Raw genomic sequence first — 18,423 nt, forward strand, 5'->3', positions numbered from 1 at the left:
CTGGTCGGCGCCGGGGTTTTTTCTTGCCCCGGGCGCCAGTGTTGCCTAGAACGTCAGGGGTTGGACTGACGGGCCTGGCGGCCCGAGGAGACTGGCATGGACGATCCCTTCCGCCGTACCGCGTTCGGTGCGGCCATCTTCTACAAGGACCCGCTCGCGGCCCTGGACTGGCTGGAGCGCGCCTTCGGCTTTGAGCGGGTCATGGTGATCCGCGACCAGCAGGACCAGCTGGTGCATTCTGAAATGCGTTTCGGCGACAGCTACTTGATGGTGGGCAGCGAGTGGGCGGACTTTACCGCCAGTCCGGCCTCGATCGGGGGCAAGAATACCCAGACCCTGCACGTGCATCTGCCGGAAGGGCTGGACCAGCATTGCGAGCGCGCCCGCGCCGCCGGGGCCGTGATCCTGCGCGAGCCGCAGGACGAATTCTACGGCGACCGGACCTACACGGCCCGGGACGCGGAGGGACATGTCTGGACCTTTGGCCAGACTGTGCGCAAGGTCACCAGGGAAGAGGCCGAGCAGGCCAGCGGGCTGAAGATCGACGGCTGGGCCTGATGGCCCGGACTCCGGGGGTCCAAAAAGCAGAAAGCCCGGCGCGAGGCCGGGCTTTCCGTCGGATGTGGTGCGTGCAGCTGATCCGAGCCGGCACCCGCCGCGCCGCCGTGGCGGCAACGCGGGGCACTGGCATCGATCCCGTCCCGGGGGAGCTCCCCCCACACCCTGGTTGACCGCTCCGCGGCTCTGCGGCCGGGATGCGGTCGCGGCGCGCTTTAGCTGGCGTCCTGGATATTGGTGGCTTGCTTGCCCTTGGGGCCCTGGACCACCTCGAACGAGACGCGTTGACCTTCCTTCAGCGTCTTGAAGCCGGACATCTGGATAGCCGAAAAGTGCGCAAACAGTTCTTCTTCGCCCTCGTCCGGCTTGATGAACCCGAAGCCCTTGGCGTCATTGAACCATTTGACGATACCGCTTGCCATATACTCCCCCACGAAATAGCAGATTTCAAAGCGGGGAAGCCTTGCCGGCCAGACGGCACGGACTGCGGCGCCATGACCTGCCGCGTCCTGAGGTGCGGCCGGCGATGACGCGCGGCGAGGTGCAATCGCGTGGCGGCCAGTCTCGATGCTGACTCGCCGCCGCGGCGGCCGTGGCCTCCCTGCTCACGGATCACCTGCCTCGGCTGTTGCTTTGGCTCGCTGGCCGTCGGCAGGTGTGCGAACGATTCTTCTGGCAAAGCCGGATACTGTCAAGCTGGCGGATTCCCCACTGCCAGCAGGGTGTGGCGGGAATGGGACGGCACCTGGTGGTACCTTGGCGGCATGTGTCAGGGCTGCCGTGCAGGCTGTCCCGCCCGCGCCGGCCACGTGCCTTGCAATGCCTCCCGCGTGAAATTCCGCGTCCTTCCACCATCGGAAACAGGTGACCCGGCTCTTGAATCCGGCGCCTTTTCCCCAAATTGCAGAGTTGCGAGTAAGGGTTAGAATAAAGCCATGGCTACACGGCTTGCGAATGTCCCACAACGCGAAGCGGGCACCATCCTGGAGCGGAAAGAGCAGGCGCTTAAACCGCCCGCCATGTTCAAGGTGGTGCTGCTTAATGACGACTACACTCCGATGGAGTTTGTAGTGATGATCCTGCAGCAGTATTTCAGCAGGGACCGGGAAACGGCGACGCAGATCATGCTCACCGTGCACCGGGAAGGAAAGGGCGTCTGCGGTATCTACACCAGGGATATTGCAGCGACCAAGGTCGAGCTGGTGTCAACGCACGCGCGGCAGGCGGGGCATCCCCTGCAGTGCGTGATGGAGGAAGCATGATTGCGCAAGAATTGGAAGTGAGCCTGCATATGGCGTTTGTCGAAGCCAGGCAGGCACGCCACGAGTTCATTACCGTGGAGCACCTGCTGCTGGCATTGCTCGACAATCCCACGGCAGCGGAAGTCTTGCGCGCCTGCGCGGCCAATATAGAAGACCTGCGCACCAGCCTGAAGAACTTCATCGCGGATAACACGCCGGTGGTGCCGGGTACCGACGAGGTCGATACCCAGCCCACGCTCGGTTTCCAGCGCGTGATCCAGCGCGCGATCATGCACGTCCAGTCCACTTCCAACGGCAAGAAGGAAGTGACGGGTGCCAACGTGCTGGTCGCGATTTTCGGCGAGAAGGATTCGCACGCGGTCTATTACCTGCAGCAGCAGGGCGTGACGCGCCTGGACGTGGTCAATTTCATCAGCCACGGTATCCGCAAGGACCAGTCCGAGCCCGCCAAGCATGGCGATGCCGCTGGCGAAGGCGAGGGCGGCGACGGCAAGGAAAGCCCGCTCGAGCAATACACCCAGAACCTGAACACGCTGGCCAAGGCCGGCAAGATCGATCCGCTGATCGGCCGCGAGAGTGAAGTCGAGCGCGTGGTCCAGGTGCTGTGCCGCCGGCGCAAGAACAACCCGCTGCTGGTGGGCGAGGCCGGCGTCGGCAAGACCGCGATCGCCGAGGGCCTGGCGTGGCGCATCACCAAGAACGAGGTGCCGGACATCCTGGAAAAGGCGACCGTCTACTCGCTCGACATGGGTGCGCTGCTGGCCGGCACCAAGTACCGCGGTGACTTCGAACAACGCCTGAAGGGCGTGCTGAAGTCGCTCAAGGACAATCCGAACGCGATCCTGTTCATCGACGAGATCCACACGCTGATCGGCGCGGGCGCTGCTTCGGGCGGGACGCTGGACGCCAGCAACCTGCTCAAGCCGGCGCTGTCGTCGGGCCAGCTCAAGTGCATCGGCGCGACCACCTTCACCGAGTACCGCGGCATCTTCGAGAAAGACGCGGCGCTGTCGCGGCGCTTCCAGAAGATCGACGTGGTCGAGCCTTCGGTCGACCAGACCGTGCAGATCCTGCGCGGCCTGAAGTCGCGTTTCGAGGAGCACCACGGCGTCAAGTACGCGGCCTCGGCGCTGACCGCGGCAGCGGAGCTGTCGGCCCGCTTCATCACCGACCGTCACCTGCCCGACAAGGCGATCGACGTGATCGACGAAGCCGGCGCGGCACAGCGCATCCTGCCGAAGTCCAAGCAGAAGAAGACCATCGGCAAGGGCGAGATCGAGGACATCGTCTCGCGCATTGCGCGCATTCCGCCGCAGAGCGTGAACCAGGACGACCGCAGCAAGCTGCAGACGCTGGACCGCGACCTGAAGTCGGTGGTGTTCGGCCAGGATCCGGCGATCGAGGCACTGGCCTCGGCGATCAAGATGTCGCGCGCCGGCCTTGGCAAGACCGACAAGCCGATCGGCTCGTTCCTGTTCTCCGGCCCCACGGGCGTGGGCAAGACCGAAGTCGCCAAGCAACTCGCCTTCATCATGGGCATCGAGCTGCTGCGCTTCGACATGTCCGAGTACATGGAACGGCACGCGGTCAGCCGCCTGATCGGCGCGCCGCCGGGATACGTCGGCTTTGACCAGGGCGGCCTGCTGACCGAGGCCGTCACCAAGAAGCCGCACTGCGTGCTGCTGCTGGACGAAATCGAGAAGGCGCACCCGGATATCTTCAATATCCTGCTGCAGGTGATGGACCATGGTTCGCTGACCGACAACAACGGCCGGCGCGCCGACTTCCGCAACGTGATCATCATCATGACCACCAACGCGGGGGCGGAGACCATGAACCGCGCCACCATCGGCTTCACCAGCTCGCGCGAGCAGGGCGACGAGATGGCCGACATCAAGCGCATGTTCACGCCGGAATTCCGTAACCGTCTGGATGCCATGATCAGCTTCCGGTCGCTGGATGAGGAGATCATCCTGCGCGTGGTCGACAAGTTCCTGATGCAGCTGGAAGAGCAGCTGCACGAGAAGAAGGTGGAAGCCAGCTTTACCGAGAAGCTGCGCAAGTTCCTGGCGCACAAGGGTTTCGATCCGCTGATGGGCGCGCGCCCGATGCAGCGCCTGATCCAGGACATGATCCGCAAGGCCCTGGCCGACGAGCTGCTGTTCGGCCGGCTGGTTTCGGGCGGCAAGGTGGTGGTGGACCTGGACGAGCAGGACCAGATCAAGCTCGATTTCTCCGAGATCGAGCCGGAACCGCCCGAGGCGCCCGAGGAACAGCGCGCCGAAGCCTGAGCGGTGATCGGCCGCGTTGCCTGCAACGTGGCCGATCATCGGGCAAAATACGGGGGCGGCAGTCATGCCGTCCTTTTTTTGTCCCGGCGGCCGCCGGCCATGCCCGTCGGGGCACGGGTTTGCGGCCGCAGCTGGCCGCGCATTGGCCAGGAATCCAGCCTGAAAACCCTGATGTCCTCTGCCGAACGCACGCGGCGCCGCCGCCTGCTGCTCAAGATCCTGCCGCTGGGCGCCATGCCCGTCCCGATGCTCCACGCCGCTGCCGCCACTGGCGCCGAACCGCTGGCGGGCAACCACCCGATCGCGCTGGTGCTGCCGTTCCCGCCTGGCGGGAGCGTCGACATCGTGGCCCGGCAGTTGCAGCCCGGGCTGAAGGCGGCGCTGGGGCAGACCGTGGTAGTCGACAACAAGCCGGGTGCCGGCGGCCTGATCGCATCGAGCACGGTGGCGCGCGCAAAGCCGGACGGCACCACCCTGTTGATGGCCTTCGACACCCACGCCATCAACCCTTTCGCCTACAAGCAGCTGCCCTACGACACCTTCCGCGATTTCTCGCCAATCTCGCAGCTGGTGCGCTTTCCGCTGGTGATTGCCGCCAATCCCGCGCTGCCCGTGGCCAATGTGCGCGAGCTGGTGGCGCTGGCCAAGGCCAGGCCCGACAGCGTGCGCTATGCGTCGTCCGGCATCGGCAGCCTGAACCAGCTGGCGGCCGAGGCGCTGGCGACCGAAGCCGGCGTGCGCATGCTGCATGTGCCCTACAAGGGCGGCGGCCCGGCCGTGCAGGCGGTGCTGTCCAACGAGGTCGATATGTTCTTCAGCAGCTACGCCGCCGTGCAGGCGCACGTGGCCGCACGCACCATCAAGGTGCTGGGCGTGACCGGCACCAGCCGGCTGCGCCAGCTGCCGCAGGTGCCGACGGTGGCCGAGCAGGGGCTCAAGGGCTTCGAGGCCTACTCCTGGATCGGCGTGTTCGGCCCGGCCGGCCTGCCGGCATCCACGGTCACGCGCATCCACGACGCGCTGGTCGAATCGCTGCGCCAGCCGCGCGTGCTCGATGCGCTGGCCGCGCAGGGCTTCGAGATCGTGGGCGGCAGCCCGGCCGACCTCGGCAATCTGGTGCGCCGCGAGCATGACAAATGGCAGGCCGTGGCGCGCAAGGCCAATATCCAGTTCGAATGACGATGCCGGCGCCGGTGCGCCGTGAAACCGAGAGGATGCCGATGGCAACGCAAGCGGAAATGTTCGACCACGCCGTGGTGGTGTGCCCAGACCTCGATGCCGGGGCCCAGGCCTGGCGCCGGCTCGGCTTTACGCTGACGCCGCGCGGCTATCACACGCTTGGCTCGCAGAACCACTGCATCATGCTGCGGCGGGACTACCTGGAGCTGCTCCATGTCACCGCGCCCAGCCCCAGCCGCCAGTACTACTGGGATGCGCAGGCGCACGGCGGCGGTTGCGCGGCAATGTCATGCAAGAGCACTGACGCCTTTGCCACCGCGGCACGGCTGCGTGCGGCGGGCTGGCACACCTCGGACCCGATCGAGTTTTCGCGTCCGGTGCGGCTGGATGACGGCAGCGAGCACCCGGCCACCTTTCGCGTGACCGCGCTCGACGATGCACCGGGCGCGCGCTACTTCGTCTGCGAGCACCGTACGCCCGAACTGCTGTGGCGGCCCGAATGGACCCGTCATGCCAACGGCGCGCAGAGCATCGCCACCATGTTCCTGGTGGTGGCGCCCGCGCTGGTGGACGCCGCCGCGCGCGCCTACGCCGAGCTGACAGGCGGCGAGCTGACGCAGCTGAGCGAACATGTCTGCAGCCTGGCGCTGGACGATGCCACGCTGGTGGTCAGCACGCCGCAGGCGCTGGCTTCGGCCACCGGCACCGCGCATATCCGGCGCGACGGGCCGGGCTACGCGGCGATCCGCCTGCACACCAATGACCTGGCGGCCGCGCGTGCCGGCTGGCGCGAACAGGGTGTGCCGACCCACGACCTGGGCCCGCGTGAGACCCTGGTGCTGGCGGATGCCGCCGGCGGCGTGGCGCTGCTGTTCGAGCAGCAGGGCTGAAAAGCAAACTGGCGCCCCGCGGGGCGCCAGTGTCTTGTGCGGCCGCAGGCTGCGTCAGGCGCTGGCCTTGGCGTGATGCACGCCGGTCGAGCCAAAGCCGCCCGCGCCGCGTTCGCTGTCTTCGCTGAATGCTTCCACCGTCGAAAACACCGGCCGCAGCACCGGCACGAACATCATCTGCGCGATGCGCTCGCCCGGCTGGATCACGATCGGCTCGGTGCCATGCGCATTGCGGTTCCATACGCTGACCATGATCTGGCCCTGGTAGTCGGCATCGATCACGCCGATCGAATTGCCCAGCACCAGGCCCTTCTTGTGGCCCAGGCCAGAGCGCGGCACGATGGTCGCGGCCATGTACGGGTTGCCCATGTGCACGGCGATGCCGGCCGGCACCAGTTGCGCGGGCGTGCCCGGCGCGATCGATACCGGGGCGTCGATGCAGGCATGCAGGTCGATGGCGGCGGCCATTTCGCTCTGGTAGGCGGGCAGGCCCCATTCATTCAGGCGCGCATCGAGCACCTTGATTTCGACGGTCGGGTTCAGTGGCTGGGTCATGGGAATCCTGGGGGAAATCGGTTCAACGGAATAGGTGGCAGCCGCGCATGATACCGGACGCGCGCCTGCCATCAGGGCCGTGCGCGGCCAGGCAGGCGCTGGCCGATCGCCGCCACCAGCTGGCGCGCCAGCGACAGCTTGTCGGCACGCGGCAGCCGCGTCATGCCGGCGGCGTCGAACAGCACGATCTCGTTGTCGTCCAGGCCAAAGGTATGGTGGCCGATATTGCCGACCAGCAGCGGCACGCCCTTGCGCTGGCGCTTCTGCTCGCCGTACTGCTCCAGGTTCTCGCTCTCGGCGGCAAAGCCGACGCAGTAGGGTGCGTCAGCCCGCGCCGCGACCGAGGCCAGGATGTCGGGGTTCTGCACAAACTGCAGCGTGGGGGTGTCGGTTTCGTTGGCCTTCTTCAGCTTCTGCTGCGCGACTTCAGCCGGGCGCCAGTCCGCCACCGCGGCCACGGCGACAAAGACATCCACGCCGTGCAGCTGCGCGATCACCGCGTCATGCATCTGCTGCGCGCTGCGCACGTCGGTGCGCGCCACGCCGCGCGGGGTGGGCAGGCCGGTAGGGCCGGCCACCAGCAGCACCTCGGCGCCGGCCTCGCGCGCCGCGCGCGCGATCGAGAAGCCCATCTTGCCGGATGACAGGTTGGTGATGCCGCGCACCGGGTCGATGGCCTCGAAGGTCGGGCCGGCGGTGATCAGCACGCGCTTGCCTTGCAGCGGCTTGGGCTGGAAGAAGGCGATGATGTCGTCGAGCAGCTCTTCGGGCTCCAGCATGCGGCCGTCGCCGACCTCGCCGCAGGCCTGGTCGCCGCTGCCAGGGCCCAGGATCATCACACCGTCGGCGCGCAGCTGCGCGGCATTGCGCTGGGTGGCGGGGGCGGCCCACATCTGGCGGTTCATCGCCGGTGCCACCAGCAGCGGGCAGTCGCGCGCGATGCACAGGGTGCTGAGCAGGTCGTCACACAGCCCGTTGGCCAGGCGCGCCATGAAATCGGTCGAGGCCGGGGCGATGACGATGGCATCGGCCTCGCGCGACAGGTCGATGTGCGCCATGTTGTTGTCGATGCGGGCATCCCACTGCGACAGGAAGACCGGCCGGCCGGACAGCGCCTGCATCGTCACCGGCGTGATGAAATGCGTCGCCGCCTCGGTCATGGCGACCTGCACGGTGGCGCCGGCCTTGGTCAGCAGGCGGACCAGTTCGGCCGACTTGTAGCAGGCGATGCCGCCGGTCAGGCCGAGAACGATGTGCTTGCCGCGCAAATCCATGGTGAGGAACCTGGCTGGGGAGAAAGGGAAATGATACCGGGGAAGCCGGTTGAGGGTTGGCTCCCCACTCCCGGCATGGCGGGAGTGGGGCCGGGGGGAGGCCGGGCGGTCCTGGTGGCGTGGTGCCTTGCTCAACCACCCTCACCCTACCCTCTCCCCATGAGGCGAGAGGGGAACACAATCAGGGCGCTCAGTGCCGCCGCACCCGCCGCAACTCGTCCACGATCAGCAGCACCGCGCCGACCGTGATCGCGCAGTCAGCCACGTTGAAGGCTGGCCAGTGGTAGTTGCGTACATAGAAATCCAGGAAATCGACCACGTGCCCATAGACCACGCGGTCGATCACGTTGCCGACCGCGCCGCCCAGGATTAGCGACACCGCGAAGCAGAACATGCGCTGGCCGGTATGGCGGTACAGCAGCCAGATGATGAACGCGCCCACCACGAGGCCAAGACCGGTGAAGAACCAGCGCTGCCAGCCGCCGGCATCGGCCAGGAAGCTGAACGCCGCGCCCTTGTTGTAGACCAGCACCAGATTGAAGAAGCCGGTCACCGGGCGCGATTCACCATAGGTGAAGGTGCGCACGATGACGATCTTGAAGAACTGGTCGAGCACTACTACCAGCAGCGCGAAGGCCATCCACAGCAGCGGGGTGGTGCTGCCGGCGGCCTTGTTGTTGCGGCGGGCCGGGCGGGCGGAACGGGACGTGGTCGATGCCATCAGGCATGGCTCCTGTGTTCACCGGCGCCGAACAGGTTGCTGTCGCAGCGCCCGCAGAGGGTCGGATGATCCGGGTTGTGGCCGACATCGGCGCGGTAGTGCCAGCAGCGCTCGCACTTGGCATGGGCCGACGGGGTCACCGTGACCAGCAGGTCGCCGGCCTCGGGCGCGTGCGTTACCTTGGCCGATGAGGTCAGCAGCACGAAGCGCAGGTCGTCGCCCAGGCTCAGCAACGCGTCCAGCACCGGGCCGCCGGCCTGGATGGTCAGCTCGGCCTGCAGCGACGAGCCGATCTCGCCTTCCACGCGCACCGCTTCCAGCTGCTTGGTGACCTCGGCGCGCACTTCGCGCAGCGTGTGCCACTTCTGCAGCAGGTCGTCGGCGCCGTCGTCGACTTCCGGCACCGGGTAGTAAGTGCTGGTGAAGATGGTGTCGGTGTGCTCGGTGCCGTGGGCGAAGATCTGCCACGCTTCCTCGGCGGTGAACGACAGGAACGGCGCCATCCAGTGCAGCATCGCCTGGGCGATGTGGTACAGCGCATTCTGCGCCGCGCGGCGGGCCTTGGAGTCCGGCGCGGTGGTGTACAGGCGGTCCTTCAGCACATCGAGGTAGAAGCCGCCCAGGTCCTCGGAGCAGAAGGTCTGCAGCTTGGCCACTACCGGATGGAATTCATACGACTCGTAGTGCGACAGCACTTCCTTCTGCAGTTGCGCGGTCAGCGCCACGGCGTAGCGGTCGATTTCCAGCCATTCCGACGCCGGCAGCGCATGCCTGGCGTGGTCGTAGTCGGACAGGTTGGACAGCAGGAAGCGCAGCGTATTGCGGATGCGGCGGTAGCCTTCCACCACGCGCTTGAGGATCTCGTCGGAGATCGACAGCTCGCCCGAGTAATCGGTCGAAGCCACCCACAGGCGGATGATCTCGGCGCCCATCTTGTTCGAGATGTCCTGCGGCGACACGGTATTGCCGACCGACTTGGACATCTTGCGGCCTTCGCCGTCGACGGTGAAGCCGTGCGTCAGCAGCGCCTTGTAGGGCGGCTTGCCGTACAGCATCGACGCGGTCAGCAGCGACGAGTGGAACCAGCCGCGGTGCTGGTCGGAGCCTTCCAGGTACAGGTCGGCAAGGCGGCCATCGGGTTCATCGGCGCACGGATCGTACAGGTCGTCGCGGTGCGAGCCGCGGACCACGGTCCAGTGCGTGGTGCCGGAGTCGAACCACACGTCCAGCGTGTCGCGGTTTTTCTCGTACTGGCTGGCCTCGTCGCCCAGCAGCTCGGCCGGGTCCAGCGCCTGCCAGGCCTCGATGCCGTGCTGTTCGACGCGCCTGGCCACTTCTTCCAGCAGCTGCGCCGTGCGCGGGTGCAGCGCGCCGGTTTCCTTGTGCAGGAAGAAGGCCATCGGCACGCCCCACTGGCGCTGGCGCGACAGCGTCCAGTCCGGCCGGTTGGCGATCATGTTGTGCAGGCGCTGCTTGCCCCAGGCCGGGAAGAACTCGGTGGCGTCGATGCCGGCCAGCGCGGTCTCGCGCAGGGTGGGGCCGGTCTTGCCGTTCTCATCGGCCGGGTCCACGTCCATGCCCGCGAACCACTGCGAGGTGGCGCGGTAGATTATCGGCGTCTTGTGGCGCCAGCAGTGCATGTAGCTGTGGGTGTACTTGTGCGAATTGAACAGGTTGCCCGAGGCCTGCAGCACCTCCACAATCTTCGGGTTGGCGTCCCAGATCGACAGCCCGCCAAAGAGCGGCAGCGTGCCGGCATAGACGCCGTTGCCCATCACCGGGCTGATGATGTCCGAATCGGCCATGCCGTGCGCCTTGCACGACTGGAAGTCTTCCACGCCGTAGGCCGGCGCCGAGTGCACGATGCCCGAGCCGGTGTCGGTGGTGACGTAGTCGCCCAGGTAGACCGGCGACAGGCGGTCATAGCCCGCGTCCATCTTGGCCAGGGGGTGGTGGAAGCGGATTTCCGACAGTGCCGCGCCGGTGGTGGTGGCCACGACCTTGCCTTCCAGGCCGTAGACCTTCAGTTGCTCCTCGACGCGCTCGGTGGCCAGGATCAGGTAGCCGCGCGGGGTCTCGACCAGCGCGTATTCCACTTCCGGGTGCACGTTCAGCGCCTGGTTGCTCGGGATGGTCCACGGCGTGGTGGTCCAGATCACGATCCAGCCGGGCTTGCCGTCGAGCTGCTCGAAGGGCACCTTGAAGGCGTGCGCCAGCTTGTCGGCTTGCGCGAACGGAAAGCCCACGTCGATCGACAGGTCGACCTTGTCCTTGTATTCGACCTCGGCCTCGGCCAGCGCCGAGCCGCAGTCGAAGCACCAGTTCACCGGCTTCAGGCCACGGAACACATAGCCCTTCTCCATGATCTTGCCGAGTGCGCGCAGTTCATCCGCCTCGTTGCTGTAGTTCATGGTCAGGTAGGGGTGGTCCCAGTCGCCCAGCACGCCCAGGCGTTCGAAATCCACCATCTGGCGCTTGATCTGCTCGGTGGCGTAGGCGCGCGCCTTGGCCTGGACCTCCTGCACCGGCAGGCCCTTGCCGAACTTCTTCTCGATCTGGATCTCGATCGGCATGCCGTGGCAGTCCCAGCCCGGCACGTAGACGGCGTCCAGCCCGGTCAGGCCGCGCGCCTTGATGATCATGTCCTTGAGCACCTTGTTGACGGCGTGGCCGATATGGATGTCGCCGTTGGCATACGGCGGGCCGTCATGCAGCACGAACTTCTTCGCGCCCTTGCGTGCCGCGCGGATCTTTTTGTAGAGCTGCTTGTCCTGCCACTGCTTGACCCACTGCGGCTCGCGCTTGGGCAGGTCGCCACGCATCGGGAAGGGCGTGTCGAGCAGGTTGACGGGATATTTGCTTTTCTCGGGCTTGGCGCGTTTGTCGTCAGACATTTCGATTCTCAGGGCGATTCGGGTTGGCGCGCGGGCGGCTGCAGGCCGGGGGGCGCGCGGAAAGACTGGGGCAGGCGGCGTGCGTGCCGGGCCCGCGCCACTGGCATGCGGGCAGGCGCCGGCCGCTACCTAATTCGGTCGGTGGCGGAGGTGGCGAAATCGCGCCCGCCGCTGCCTTCGGCCGCGCCCGGGGCGGTCAGGCCGAAGAAGGCGCGCGCATCGGCGCTGTCCTTGGCAATGGCGGCGGTGAGCTCGTCCAGGTTGTCAAAGCGCGCTTCGTCACGCAGCTTCTTCATGAATTCAACCCGCACCAGCTTGCCGTACAGGTTCTCTCTGAAATCGAACAGGTGGACTTCCAGCAGCACCCGGCCGGCGTCTTCGATGGTGGGGCGCACGCCGATGCTGGCCACGCCCGGCAGGGGCTGGTCGGCGATGCCGTGCACCTGCACCACGAAGATGCCGCTGACCGCCGGCCGCTTGTGCGAGATGCGCAGGTTCAGCGTCGGGAAGCCCAGGTCGCGGCCCAGCTTGCGGCCGTGGATCACGTGACCGCTGATCGCATAGCCGTGGCCGAGCAGGCGCCGGGCATGCTCCAGGTCGCCGTCGGCCAGCGCCTGGCGCACCGCCGAGCTGGAGATGCGGATGCCGCCTTCGGACACCGAGCCCATCTGCTCGACATCGAAGCCGTAGCGGCGCCCGGCTTCCTGCAGGTAGGCAAAGTCGCCGGCGCGTTTGGCGCCGAAGCGGAAGTCGTCGCCGACCAGCAGCCAGCGCGCGTGCAGGCCGTGCCACAGCACGTTCTCGACGAACTCCTGCGGCGACTGGGCGGCAAAGTGGGCGTTGAAGTGTTCCACCACCACCCGGTCCACGCCATTGCGGCGCAGGCTTTCCAGCTTGTCGCGCAGCAGTGCGATGCGGGTGGGGGCCTTGTCCGGGGTGAAGAACTCGCGCGGATGCGGCTCGAAGGTCATCACGCACAGCGGCAGGCCGCGGGCGTCGGCGGCTGCGCGCGCACGCGCGAGCAGCGACTGGTGGCCGCGATGCACACCGTCGAAATTGCCGATGGTGAGCGCGCAGGGCGCCCGGCTTTCGGCGTTGGGCAGGCCGCGGAAGACTTTCACGGGGACGGCGGGAAACGTTTCAGGTAAAGCGGGCATTATAAGGCGAATGGGTCCGCTTGCCGCTCCCGGTGCCCGCAGCCGGTGCCGCACTGCTGTTTTTGTGCCGCAACCGGCCCTCGCAGCATGGCGCGATGCCGCAAAAGGCGGCATGATATGGCCCACTTAAGCTCCACTTGGGCCTGGCACCTGCTGCCCCCGATATCCGCCCATTCCAGCAGGCCACACTTGAAAGCGCTGCCCAACCGGTTCTTTTCCCGGCTCCTGCCCCGAGTCCTGCCTCAGGCGACCGCCCAGCTCGACGTCGAAACGCGCGCCAAGCTGATGGCCATCGTGCATAAGAACTCGCCTACGGCGATCGTGGCCTCGGTGCTGCTGCCCGCGCTGACCACACTAGGATTCTGGAACGACGCGAGCCACTCAGCCTTGCTCGGCTGGTGCGCGGTGATGCTGCTGCTGACGGTCGGCGGCCTGTGGTTCTACGTCGGCTACCAGCGCGACCATGCCTCGATGAGCCGTTCCGCGCACACGCGCAAGTGGTGGAACAATATGCGCGCGGTTGCCTTCCTGACCGGCGTGACCTGGGGCAGCTCGGCGCTGCTGCATCTGTATACAGGCTCGGTGGTGTTCTCCAGCGTGCTGTACCTGCTGACCCTTGGGGTGCTGGCAGGCGGCGCGGTGTCGCAAGCGCCCGTGCCGTCGAACCTGGTCTATGCCGGCGTGCCGATCCTGGTGCCCAACATACTGATGGCGGAATTCGCCTTCCCCGGCCACGGCGCCTATGTGCAGGGGCTGCTGGTGATCTATGGGCTGATGTTGTCGCGCCATGCCTTCAACCTTCAGGTCACGCTGGTGCGCGCCATCCAGCTCGAGGGCGACAGCCGGCGCCTGGCCAGGCAGTTCCAGGATGAAAAAGAGCGCGCGCTGCATGCCAGCGAGGAGAAGTCGCGCTTCCTGGCTGCCGCCAGCCACGACCTGCGCCAGCCGGTGCATGCGCTGGTGATGCTGGTGGAGGCGCTGCGCGCGCGCAACCAGTCGTCAGCGCTGCATCCGCTGGTGGAGCAGGTGGCGGCGGGCACCCAGACCATCGACCTCTTGTTCCGTTCGCTGCTGGACCTGTCCAAGCTGGAAGGGCGCAAGGTGCTGCCGACGCTGGAGCCATGCGAGCTGGGCGCGCTGATCCGCGACGTGATGAGCCAGTTTGCCGCTGATGCGCGCGAAAGCGGCCTGACCCTGACCCCGCGCGTGCCCGACGAGCTGTATGCCATGGCCGAGCCGGTGCTGTTGCGCCGGGCCCTGTTCAACCTGGTGCAGAACGCGCTGCGCTATACCCAGCGCGGCGGCGTGCTGGTGACCGCGCGCCAGCGCCGCAAGAATGTGCGGCTGGAAGTCTGGGATACCGGCGCCGGCGTGACGCCCGAGCACCTGCCCGACATCTTTTCGCCGTATTACCAGGTCCATAACCCGCAGCGCGACCCGTCGCAGGGCCTGGGCCTGGGGCTGGCAATCTTCAAGGAATGTGTGCGCCTGATGCGCGGCACCTATGGCGTGCGCTCGGTGCCGGGCAAGGGTTCGGTGTTCTGGTTCGCGCTGGCGACGGTGCCGGCCGAGACCGTCGCCAGCGTGCGCGAGATGCGCGCGATGGCGCAGGCGGAAGAGGCCAAGCCCGACCGCCTGCAGGGCACGGTGCTGGTGGTCGACGACGACAGCCAGATCCGCAAGGCGTGGATCGCGCTGATGGAGGCCTGGGGCATCCGCGTGGCCTGCGCCGCGCACGGCGCCGAGGCCGACAAGCTGTTTGCCACGGGCCTGCGCCCGGACATCATCTTCTGCGACCTGCGCCTGCCCGGCAGCGAGAACGGACTGGATTTGCTCGAGCGCTGGCAGAACACGCAGCCGCAGGCGCGCAGCGCGCTGCTGACCGGCGACTTGAAATCCGCCGCGCTGGCGGCGGCGGAAGAGGCGGGGTATTTCGTGCTGCCCAAGCCGGTGGACCCGGCTTCCCTGCGGCTGCTGCTGCGCCGCTGGCTGCGGCCGGCGTAGGGCGGGGGGGGGGCGAAGGGCGAAGGGTGGCGGCCTGCGTTACTGGCGCAGGCGGAACCGCTCCATGCGCGACATCACCTGCATGCGCGTGCGCACGCCCAGGCGCTGCAGGATGGCCGACACGTGTTCCTTGACAGTGTTCTCGGTCAGCCCCAGGCGTCGCGCGATCACCTTGTTCGGCAGGCCTTCCAGCACCAGCGCCAGCACCGAGCCCTGGCGCGGTGTGAGGCCGAGCTCCGCCGGCGTGACCGGAATGCCGTGGGCGGGCCCGAACGATTGCGCGCGGCCGTTCAGGGCCTCATCGGTGGGGAAGGAGGTGTCGCCCGCCAGCACCTTGCGCACCGCGGCGGTGAAAGCATTGGCATCAAGGTGCTTGCCGACGAAGCCGCAGGCCGACAGCGCGCGGGCGCGGCCGACGATCTCGGGGGTGGCCTCGGCGGACATGAAGATGAAGCGTGCGCCGGGAATGACGGTCTTGAACGACTGCATGGCGTCGAAGCCCGTGCCATCGTTCAGCCAGATATCGAGCAGCACTATATCGGGGCGCAGCCCCTGCTGCAGGCTTGTCAGGGCTTCGCGGGCACTGCCGGCGGCATAGACTGCCACATCCGGCATGACTTCGGCGAGAAAAGCCGTAGTGCCTGACAAAGCCATAGGATGATCATCGACCACCAACAACGTCGGTGCAGCGTTCGACATGCGAATTCCCGTTCAAATTCCCGTTTCGTCCTTGTTGTCACCAGCTCTTGGCGAGCGCTGTGTCATGCACAGGGTTGGCGCGTGGACGTAGCGCCCACTCTAGCAGAGGGGGCGAAGCGTCACAATCCATCAATCGGGGGTATACAGTCGTGCCGTCGCATGCTAGAGACATCGCGCCCTGTCCGTATCTCGTGAATTAAGCACGTAATGCGTTGGCTTTACCGGAGTTTAGCGCCTTGCCTTGGTAGAATTGCGCGATGAAAAAAATTGTCATCTTGATTTCCGGGCGAGGCTCCAATATGGAAGCCATCGTCCGTGCCTGCGCGGGGGGCGGCTGGCCTGCCCGGGTGGCGGCAGTACTGTCGAACCGGCCGGATGCCGCCGGGCTGCAATTCGCGCAGCAGCATGGCATCGAAACCGGCGTGGTCGACCATCGCCAGCACCCTGACCGTGCCGCTTTCGACGCGGCTTTGGCCGAGGCCATCGACGCCTACGCGCCCGAGCTGGTGGTACTTGCCGGTTTCATGCGTATACTCACGCCCGGCTTCGTCGACCGCTATGCGGGCCGGCTGCTGAATATCCATCCGTCGCTGCTGCCATGCTTCCCGGGCCTGAACACCCACAAGCAGGCACTGGACGCCGGCGTCAAGCTGCATGGCGCCACCGTCCACTTTGTCACCCCTGAACTCGACCACGGCCCGATCGTGATCCAGGCTGCACTTGATGTACAGCCCGCGGACACGCCCGAGAGCCTGGCCGCGCGTCTGCTCGAATGCGAGCATGTGATCTATCCCCGCGCCGTGCAATGGTTTGTCGAGAACCGCCTGCAGCTGCAGGACGGCGTAGTCAACGTTATCAACCCGGCCGAATCGCAATTGCTGATGGCCATCTCCGCCAATACCCCGGCGGGAGGAGTCAAGGCATGAGTCGCACCCAGGCAGGAACCCGGTCCCCGCGCAGCGAAGGACGTGCCCCCGCGCGCGGCAAGGGCAAGGGCAGCCCCATCCGCAAGTCGCCCAATGCCAACGGCGCCCCGGTCCGCTCGCACGGCGGCCTGCATGCCACCCATATCCAGCATATCGACCGCCTGCTCGGCAAGGTCATGCTGTTTGCGCGCCCGGCCGATGCCGTGGTGAGCTACTACTTCCGCGAGAACAGCAAGCTCGGACACCGCGAGCGCGGCATCATCGCCGAGGCTATCTACGCGGTGCTGCGCCGGCGCGTCGAGTTTGCGCAGTTTGCCGAAAGCGGCACGGGCGCGACCTCACGCCGGCTGGCGCTGCTGGGCCTGGCCGCGACCCTGGGCCGCGACACGCTGACGCCATTCCTGCATCCTGAAGAAGCCGAGTGGCTGGACCGCCTGACCACGATCGAGCGCTCCAGCCTGGCGCCGCGCGTGCGCGCCAACCTGCCCGAGTGGCTCTACGATGAACTGGTGCGCGGCCACGGCGAGGCCTTTGCCGCGGCCCTGGGCGACGCGCTGCTGCGCCCGGCGCCGCTGGACCTGCGCGTCAACCTGGCCAAGTCCAGCCGCGAGGCCGCACTGGCCGAGCTGCAGGCCGCCGGCCTGGGCGCCGAGCCCACGCCGATGGCGCCGGCCGGTATCCGCATGGCCGGCAAGCCGGCGCTGAACCAGCTGCCGATCTTCGTCAACGGCCTGGTCGAGGTGCAGGACGAGGGCAGCCAGCTGTTGTGCAACCTGGTCGCACCCAAGCGCGGCGAAATGGTGGTCGACTTCTGCGCCGGCGCGGGCGGCAAGACCCTGGCGCTGGGCGCGGCGATGCGCTCCACCGGCAGGCTCTATGCCTTCGATGTATCGGAAAAGCGCCTGGCCAACCTGAAGCCGCGGCTGGCACGCAGCGGGCTGTCCAACGTCCATCCGGTGCTGATCGACTCCGAGCGCGACGCCAAGATCAAGCGCCTGGCCGGCAAGGCCGACCGCGTGCTGGTCGATGCGCCCTGCAGCGGGCTGGGCACGCTGCGCCGCAACCCCGACCTGAAATGGCGGCAATCGCCGGAGTCGGTGCTGGAACTGACTGCCAAGCAGAGTGCAATCCTGGACTCGGCCGCGCGGCTGGTGAAGGGCGGCGGCCGCGTGGTCTACGCGACCTGCAGCGTGCTGGAAGCCGAAAACGAGCAGATCGTGCGCGACTTCCTGGCTGCGCACCCCAACTTCCGCCTGGTGCCGGCCGCCGAAGTGCTGGCCGAGCAGAAGATCGAAGTGACCGGGCTGCCGGACAACGGCATGTTTGCCCTGTATCCGCACCTGCACCAGACCGACGGCTTCTTTGCCGCGGTGCTGGAACGCACCAGCTGAGCGCCGGTGCCTGCCGGACCGCCCGCCGATCGCGCGGGCGGCCGCGCCAACCCTGAGTTTCCTCCATGAACGGTGCGACCCTGTCCGACCTGGGCGGCCTGAAGGACCTGAAGGCCTCCCATTCGATGTTCGGCAAGATGCTGGACGACCTGATCCGCGACGCCGGCGGGCCGGGCTTCTTCTGGCAGCTGCTGGTGCTGGCCGGCTGCCTGCTGGTGGCGTGGCCGCTGGCGCGCTTCGTGGTGCGGCGCCTGGAAGCGCGCTACGAAGGCTCCAGCTTTTCCGTGCGCTTTGCCGCGGCCAGCCTCGAGCGCGCCATGTTCCCGCTGGGCGGCTGGGTGCTGGTGCTGATCTCCCGCTTTGCGCTGGAGCCGCTAAGGAACGTGCTCGAAATAACTTCCCGCTATGCGGCGTTCCGTGAGCGGATGCTGTAGTTCCACGCAGGCAAGGTTGAGTCGTACTCGATGTTCAGTGAAGCACGGACGCAACGAGTGACTGTCCGTCCGGCTTCATAGACTCCGTCAAGAATGTCAGCAGTAACTTTCAGTCCGGTTTTTGTGCAGGCTTTTTCGATCAGTTCACGAACCAGACTAACGCTGCTGAAGACTACGCCAGCACAGGC

16 protein-coding genes and 1 pseudogene are annotated in these 18,423 nt (G+C 66.9%); 9 read left to right on the forward strand and 8 right to left on the reverse strand.

Translation table 11 applies throughout. The features are described from left to right. Positions 1–96 precede the first annotated feature (96 nt). Complete coding sequence (locus A3A5_RS0115975; RefSeq protein ID WP_018311558.1) at positions 97–558, forward strand: VOC family protein; 462 nt, start codon at positions 97–99, stop codon at positions 556–558. Between the two features lie 215 nt (positions 559–773). Here the strand turns inward: A3A5_RS0115975 and A3A5_RS0115980 are convergent, their stop codons facing one another. Beyond that, entirely contained in the window at positions 774–980 is a 207-nt protein-coding gene (locus A3A5_RS0115980; protein ID WP_010814999.1) for a cold-shock protein, read from the reverse strand. Between the two features lie 513 nt (positions 981–1,493). On the opposite strand from A3A5_RS0115980, the gene clpS reads away from it, so the two are divergent. The 4 genes from clpS to A3A5_RS0116000 all read left to right on the forward strand — a co-directional run bounded on the left by clpS (position 1,494) and on the right by A3A5_RS0116000 (position 6,180). Then, complete coding sequence (gene clpS, locus A3A5_RS0115985; protein WP_010814998.1) at positions 1,494–1,820, forward strand: ATP-dependent Clp protease adapter ClpS; 327 nt, start codon at positions 1,494–1,496, stop codon at positions 1,818–1,820. Continuing rightward, positions 1,817–4,111: an ATP-dependent Clp protease ATP-binding subunit ClpA gene (gene clpA / locus A3A5_RS0115990; RefSeq protein ID WP_010814997.1), complete on the forward strand. Its 2,295-nt coding sequence runs from the start codon at positions 1,817–1,819 to the stop codon at positions 4,109–4,111. The genes clpS and clpA overlap by 4 nt, the downstream gene beginning before the upstream one ends. A gap of 171 nt (positions 4,112–4,282) precedes the next feature. Further along, entirely contained in the window at positions 4,283–5,290 is a 1,008-nt protein-coding gene (locus A3A5_RS0115995; RefSeq protein ID WP_018311559.1) for a tripartite tricarboxylate transporter substrate binding protein, read from the forward strand. Positions 5,291–5,331: 41 nt separating this feature from the next. After that, on the forward strand, positions 5,332–6,180 hold the full coding sequence (locus tag A3A5_RS0116000; protein ID WP_026200829.1) for a VOC family protein: 849 nt from the start codon (positions 5,332–5,334) through the stop codon (positions 6,178–6,180). Positions 6,181–6,234: 54 nt separating this feature from the next. Here A3A5_RS0116000 and dut read toward each other — a convergent pair whose 3' ends face one another. The 5 genes from dut to A3A5_RS0116025 all read right to left on the reverse strand — a co-directional run bounded on the left by dut (position 6,235) and on the right by A3A5_RS0116025 (position 12,745). After that, the gene (gene dut, locus A3A5_RS0116005; protein ID WP_018311561.1) at positions 6,235–6,735 is read right to left on the reverse strand and encodes a dUTP diphosphatase; all 501 of its coding nucleotides are present in this window, start codon (positions 6,733–6,735) and stop codon (positions 6,235–6,237) included. A 71-nt stretch (positions 6,736–6,806) separates the two neighbouring features. Further along, positions 6,807–8,009 carry a bifunctional phosphopantothenoylcysteine decarboxylase/phosphopantothenate--cysteine ligase CoaBC gene (coaBC, locus tag A3A5_RS0116010; protein ID WP_018311562.1) on the reverse strand — a complete coding sequence of 401 codons (1,203 nt, stop codon included), beginning with the start codon at positions 8,007–8,009 and terminating at the stop codon, positions 6,807–6,809. A gap of 190 nt (positions 8,010–8,199) precedes the next feature. Next, positions 8,200–8,730, reverse strand: a complete 531-nt coding sequence (gene lspA, locus A3A5_RS0116015) for a signal peptidase II (protein ID WP_018311563.1) — start codon at positions 8,728–8,730, stop codon at positions 8,200–8,202. Next, complete coding sequence (gene ileS / locus A3A5_RS0116020; protein WP_018311564.1) at positions 8,730–11,624, reverse strand: isoleucine--tRNA ligase; 2,895 nt, start codon at positions 11,622–11,624, stop codon at positions 8,730–8,732. Before ileS ends, lspA begins: the two co-directional genes overlap by 1 nt. Before the next feature lie 125 nt (positions 11,625–11,749). Next, on the reverse strand, positions 11,750–12,745 hold the full coding sequence (locus A3A5_RS0116025) for a bifunctional riboflavin kinase/FAD synthetase (RefSeq protein ID WP_018311565.1): 996 nt from the start codon (positions 12,743–12,745) through the stop codon (positions 11,750–11,752). Between the two features lie 225 nt (positions 12,746–12,970). On the opposite strand from A3A5_RS0116025, the gene A3A5_RS0116030 reads away from it, so the two are divergent. Continuing rightward, entirely contained in the window at positions 12,971–14,785 is a 1,815-nt protein-coding gene (locus A3A5_RS0116030; RefSeq protein WP_018311566.1) for a hybrid sensor histidine kinase/response regulator, read from the forward strand. Positions 14,786–14,824: 39 nt separating this feature from the next. Here the strand turns inward: A3A5_RS0116030 and A3A5_RS0116035 are convergent, their stop codons facing one another. After that, the gene (locus tag A3A5_RS0116035) at positions 14,825–15,484 is read right to left on the reverse strand and encodes a response regulator transcription factor (RefSeq protein ID WP_026200830.1); all 660 of its coding nucleotides are present in this window, start codon (positions 15,482–15,484) and stop codon (positions 14,825–14,827) included. 257 nt (positions 15,485–15,741) lie between these two features. Here A3A5_RS0116035 and purN point away from each other — a divergent pair, with 257 nt between their 5' ends. The 3 genes and pseudogenes from purN to A3A5_RS0116050 all read left to right on the forward strand — a co-directional run. Then, positions 15,742–16,410 (forward strand): phosphoribosylglycinamide formyltransferase, encoded by a 669-nt coding sequence (purN, locus tag A3A5_RS0116040; protein WP_026200831.1) that lies wholly within the window; start codon positions 15,742–15,744, stop codon positions 16,408–16,410. Continuing rightward, a complete protein-coding gene (locus tag A3A5_RS0116045; RefSeq protein WP_018311569.1) occupies positions 16,407–17,801 on the forward strand; it encodes an RsmB/NOP family class I SAM-dependent RNA methyltransferase in 1,395 nt (464 codons plus the stop codon). The genes purN and A3A5_RS0116045 overlap by 4 nt, the downstream gene beginning before the upstream one ends. Positions 17,802–17,866: 65 nt before the next feature. Next, positions 17,867–18,178: pseudogene (locus tag A3A5_RS0116050) on the forward strand (mechanosensitive ion channel family protein); the annotation flags it as partial. 26 nt (positions 18,179–18,204) lie between these two features. Here the strand turns inward: A3A5_RS0116050 and A3A5_RS41590 are convergent. Beyond that, on the reverse strand, positions 18,205–18,423 hold a 219-nt coding region (locus A3A5_RS41590), incomplete at its 5' end, for a hypothetical protein (RefSeq protein WP_369797783.1).

This window comes from Cupriavidus sp. UYPR2.512, assembly GCF_000379565.1.
Lineage (GTDB): Bacteria > Pseudomonadota > Gammaproteobacteria > Burkholderiales > Burkholderiaceae > Cupriavidus.

What these genes read in the sequence shown, in the direction of transcription:
- A3A5_RS0115975 (WP_018311558.1), top strand. Translation starts at nt 97, where the DNA reads ATGGACGATCCCTTCCGCCGTACCGCGTTCGGTGCGGCCATCTTCTAC.
- A3A5_RS0115980 (WP_010814999.1), bottom strand. Translation starts at nt 980, where the DNA reads ATGGCAAGCGGTATCGTCAAATGGTTCAATGACGCCAAGGGCTTCGGG.
- clpS (WP_010814998.1), top strand. Translation starts at nt 1,494, where the DNA reads ATGGCTACACGGCTTGCGAATGTCCCACAACGCGAAGCGGGCACCATC.
- clpA (WP_010814997.1), top strand. Translation starts at nt 1,817, where the DNA reads ATGATTGCGCAAGAATTGGAAGTGAGCCTGCATATGGCGTTTGTCGAA.
- A3A5_RS0115995 (WP_018311559.1), top strand. Translation starts at nt 4,283, where the DNA reads ATGTCCTCTGCCGAACGCACGCGGCGCCGCCGCCTGCTGCTCAAGATC.
- A3A5_RS0116000 (WP_026200829.1), top strand. Translation starts at nt 5,332, where the DNA reads ATGGCAACGCAAGCGGAAATGTTCGACCACGCCGTGGTGGTGTGCCCA.
- dut (WP_018311561.1), bottom strand. Translation starts at nt 6,735, where the DNA reads ATGACCCAGCCACTGAACCCGACCGTCGAAATCAAGGTGCTCGATGCG.
- coaBC (WP_018311562.1), bottom strand. Translation starts at nt 8,009, where the DNA reads ATGGATTTGCGCGGCAAGCACATCGTTCTCGGCCTGACCGGCGGCATC.
- lspA (WP_018311563.1), bottom strand. Translation starts at nt 8,730, where the DNA reads ATGGCATCGACCACGTCCCGTTCCGCCCGCCCGGCCCGCCGCAACAAC.
- ileS (WP_018311564.1), bottom strand. Translation starts at nt 11,624, where the DNA reads ATGTCTGACGACAAACGCGCCAAGCCCGAGAAAAGCAAATATCCCGTC.
- A3A5_RS0116035 (WP_026200830.1), bottom strand. Translation starts at nt 15,484, where the DNA reads ATGTCGAACGCTGCACCGACGTTGTTGGTGGTCGATGATCATCCTATG.
- purN (WP_026200831.1), top strand. Translation starts at nt 15,742, where the DNA reads ATGAAAAAAATTGTCATCTTGATTTCCGGGCGAGGCTCCAATATGGAA.
- A3A5_RS0116045 (WP_018311569.1), top strand. Translation starts at nt 16,407, where the DNA reads ATGAGTCGCACCCAGGCAGGAACCCGGTCCCCGCGCAGCGAAGGACGT.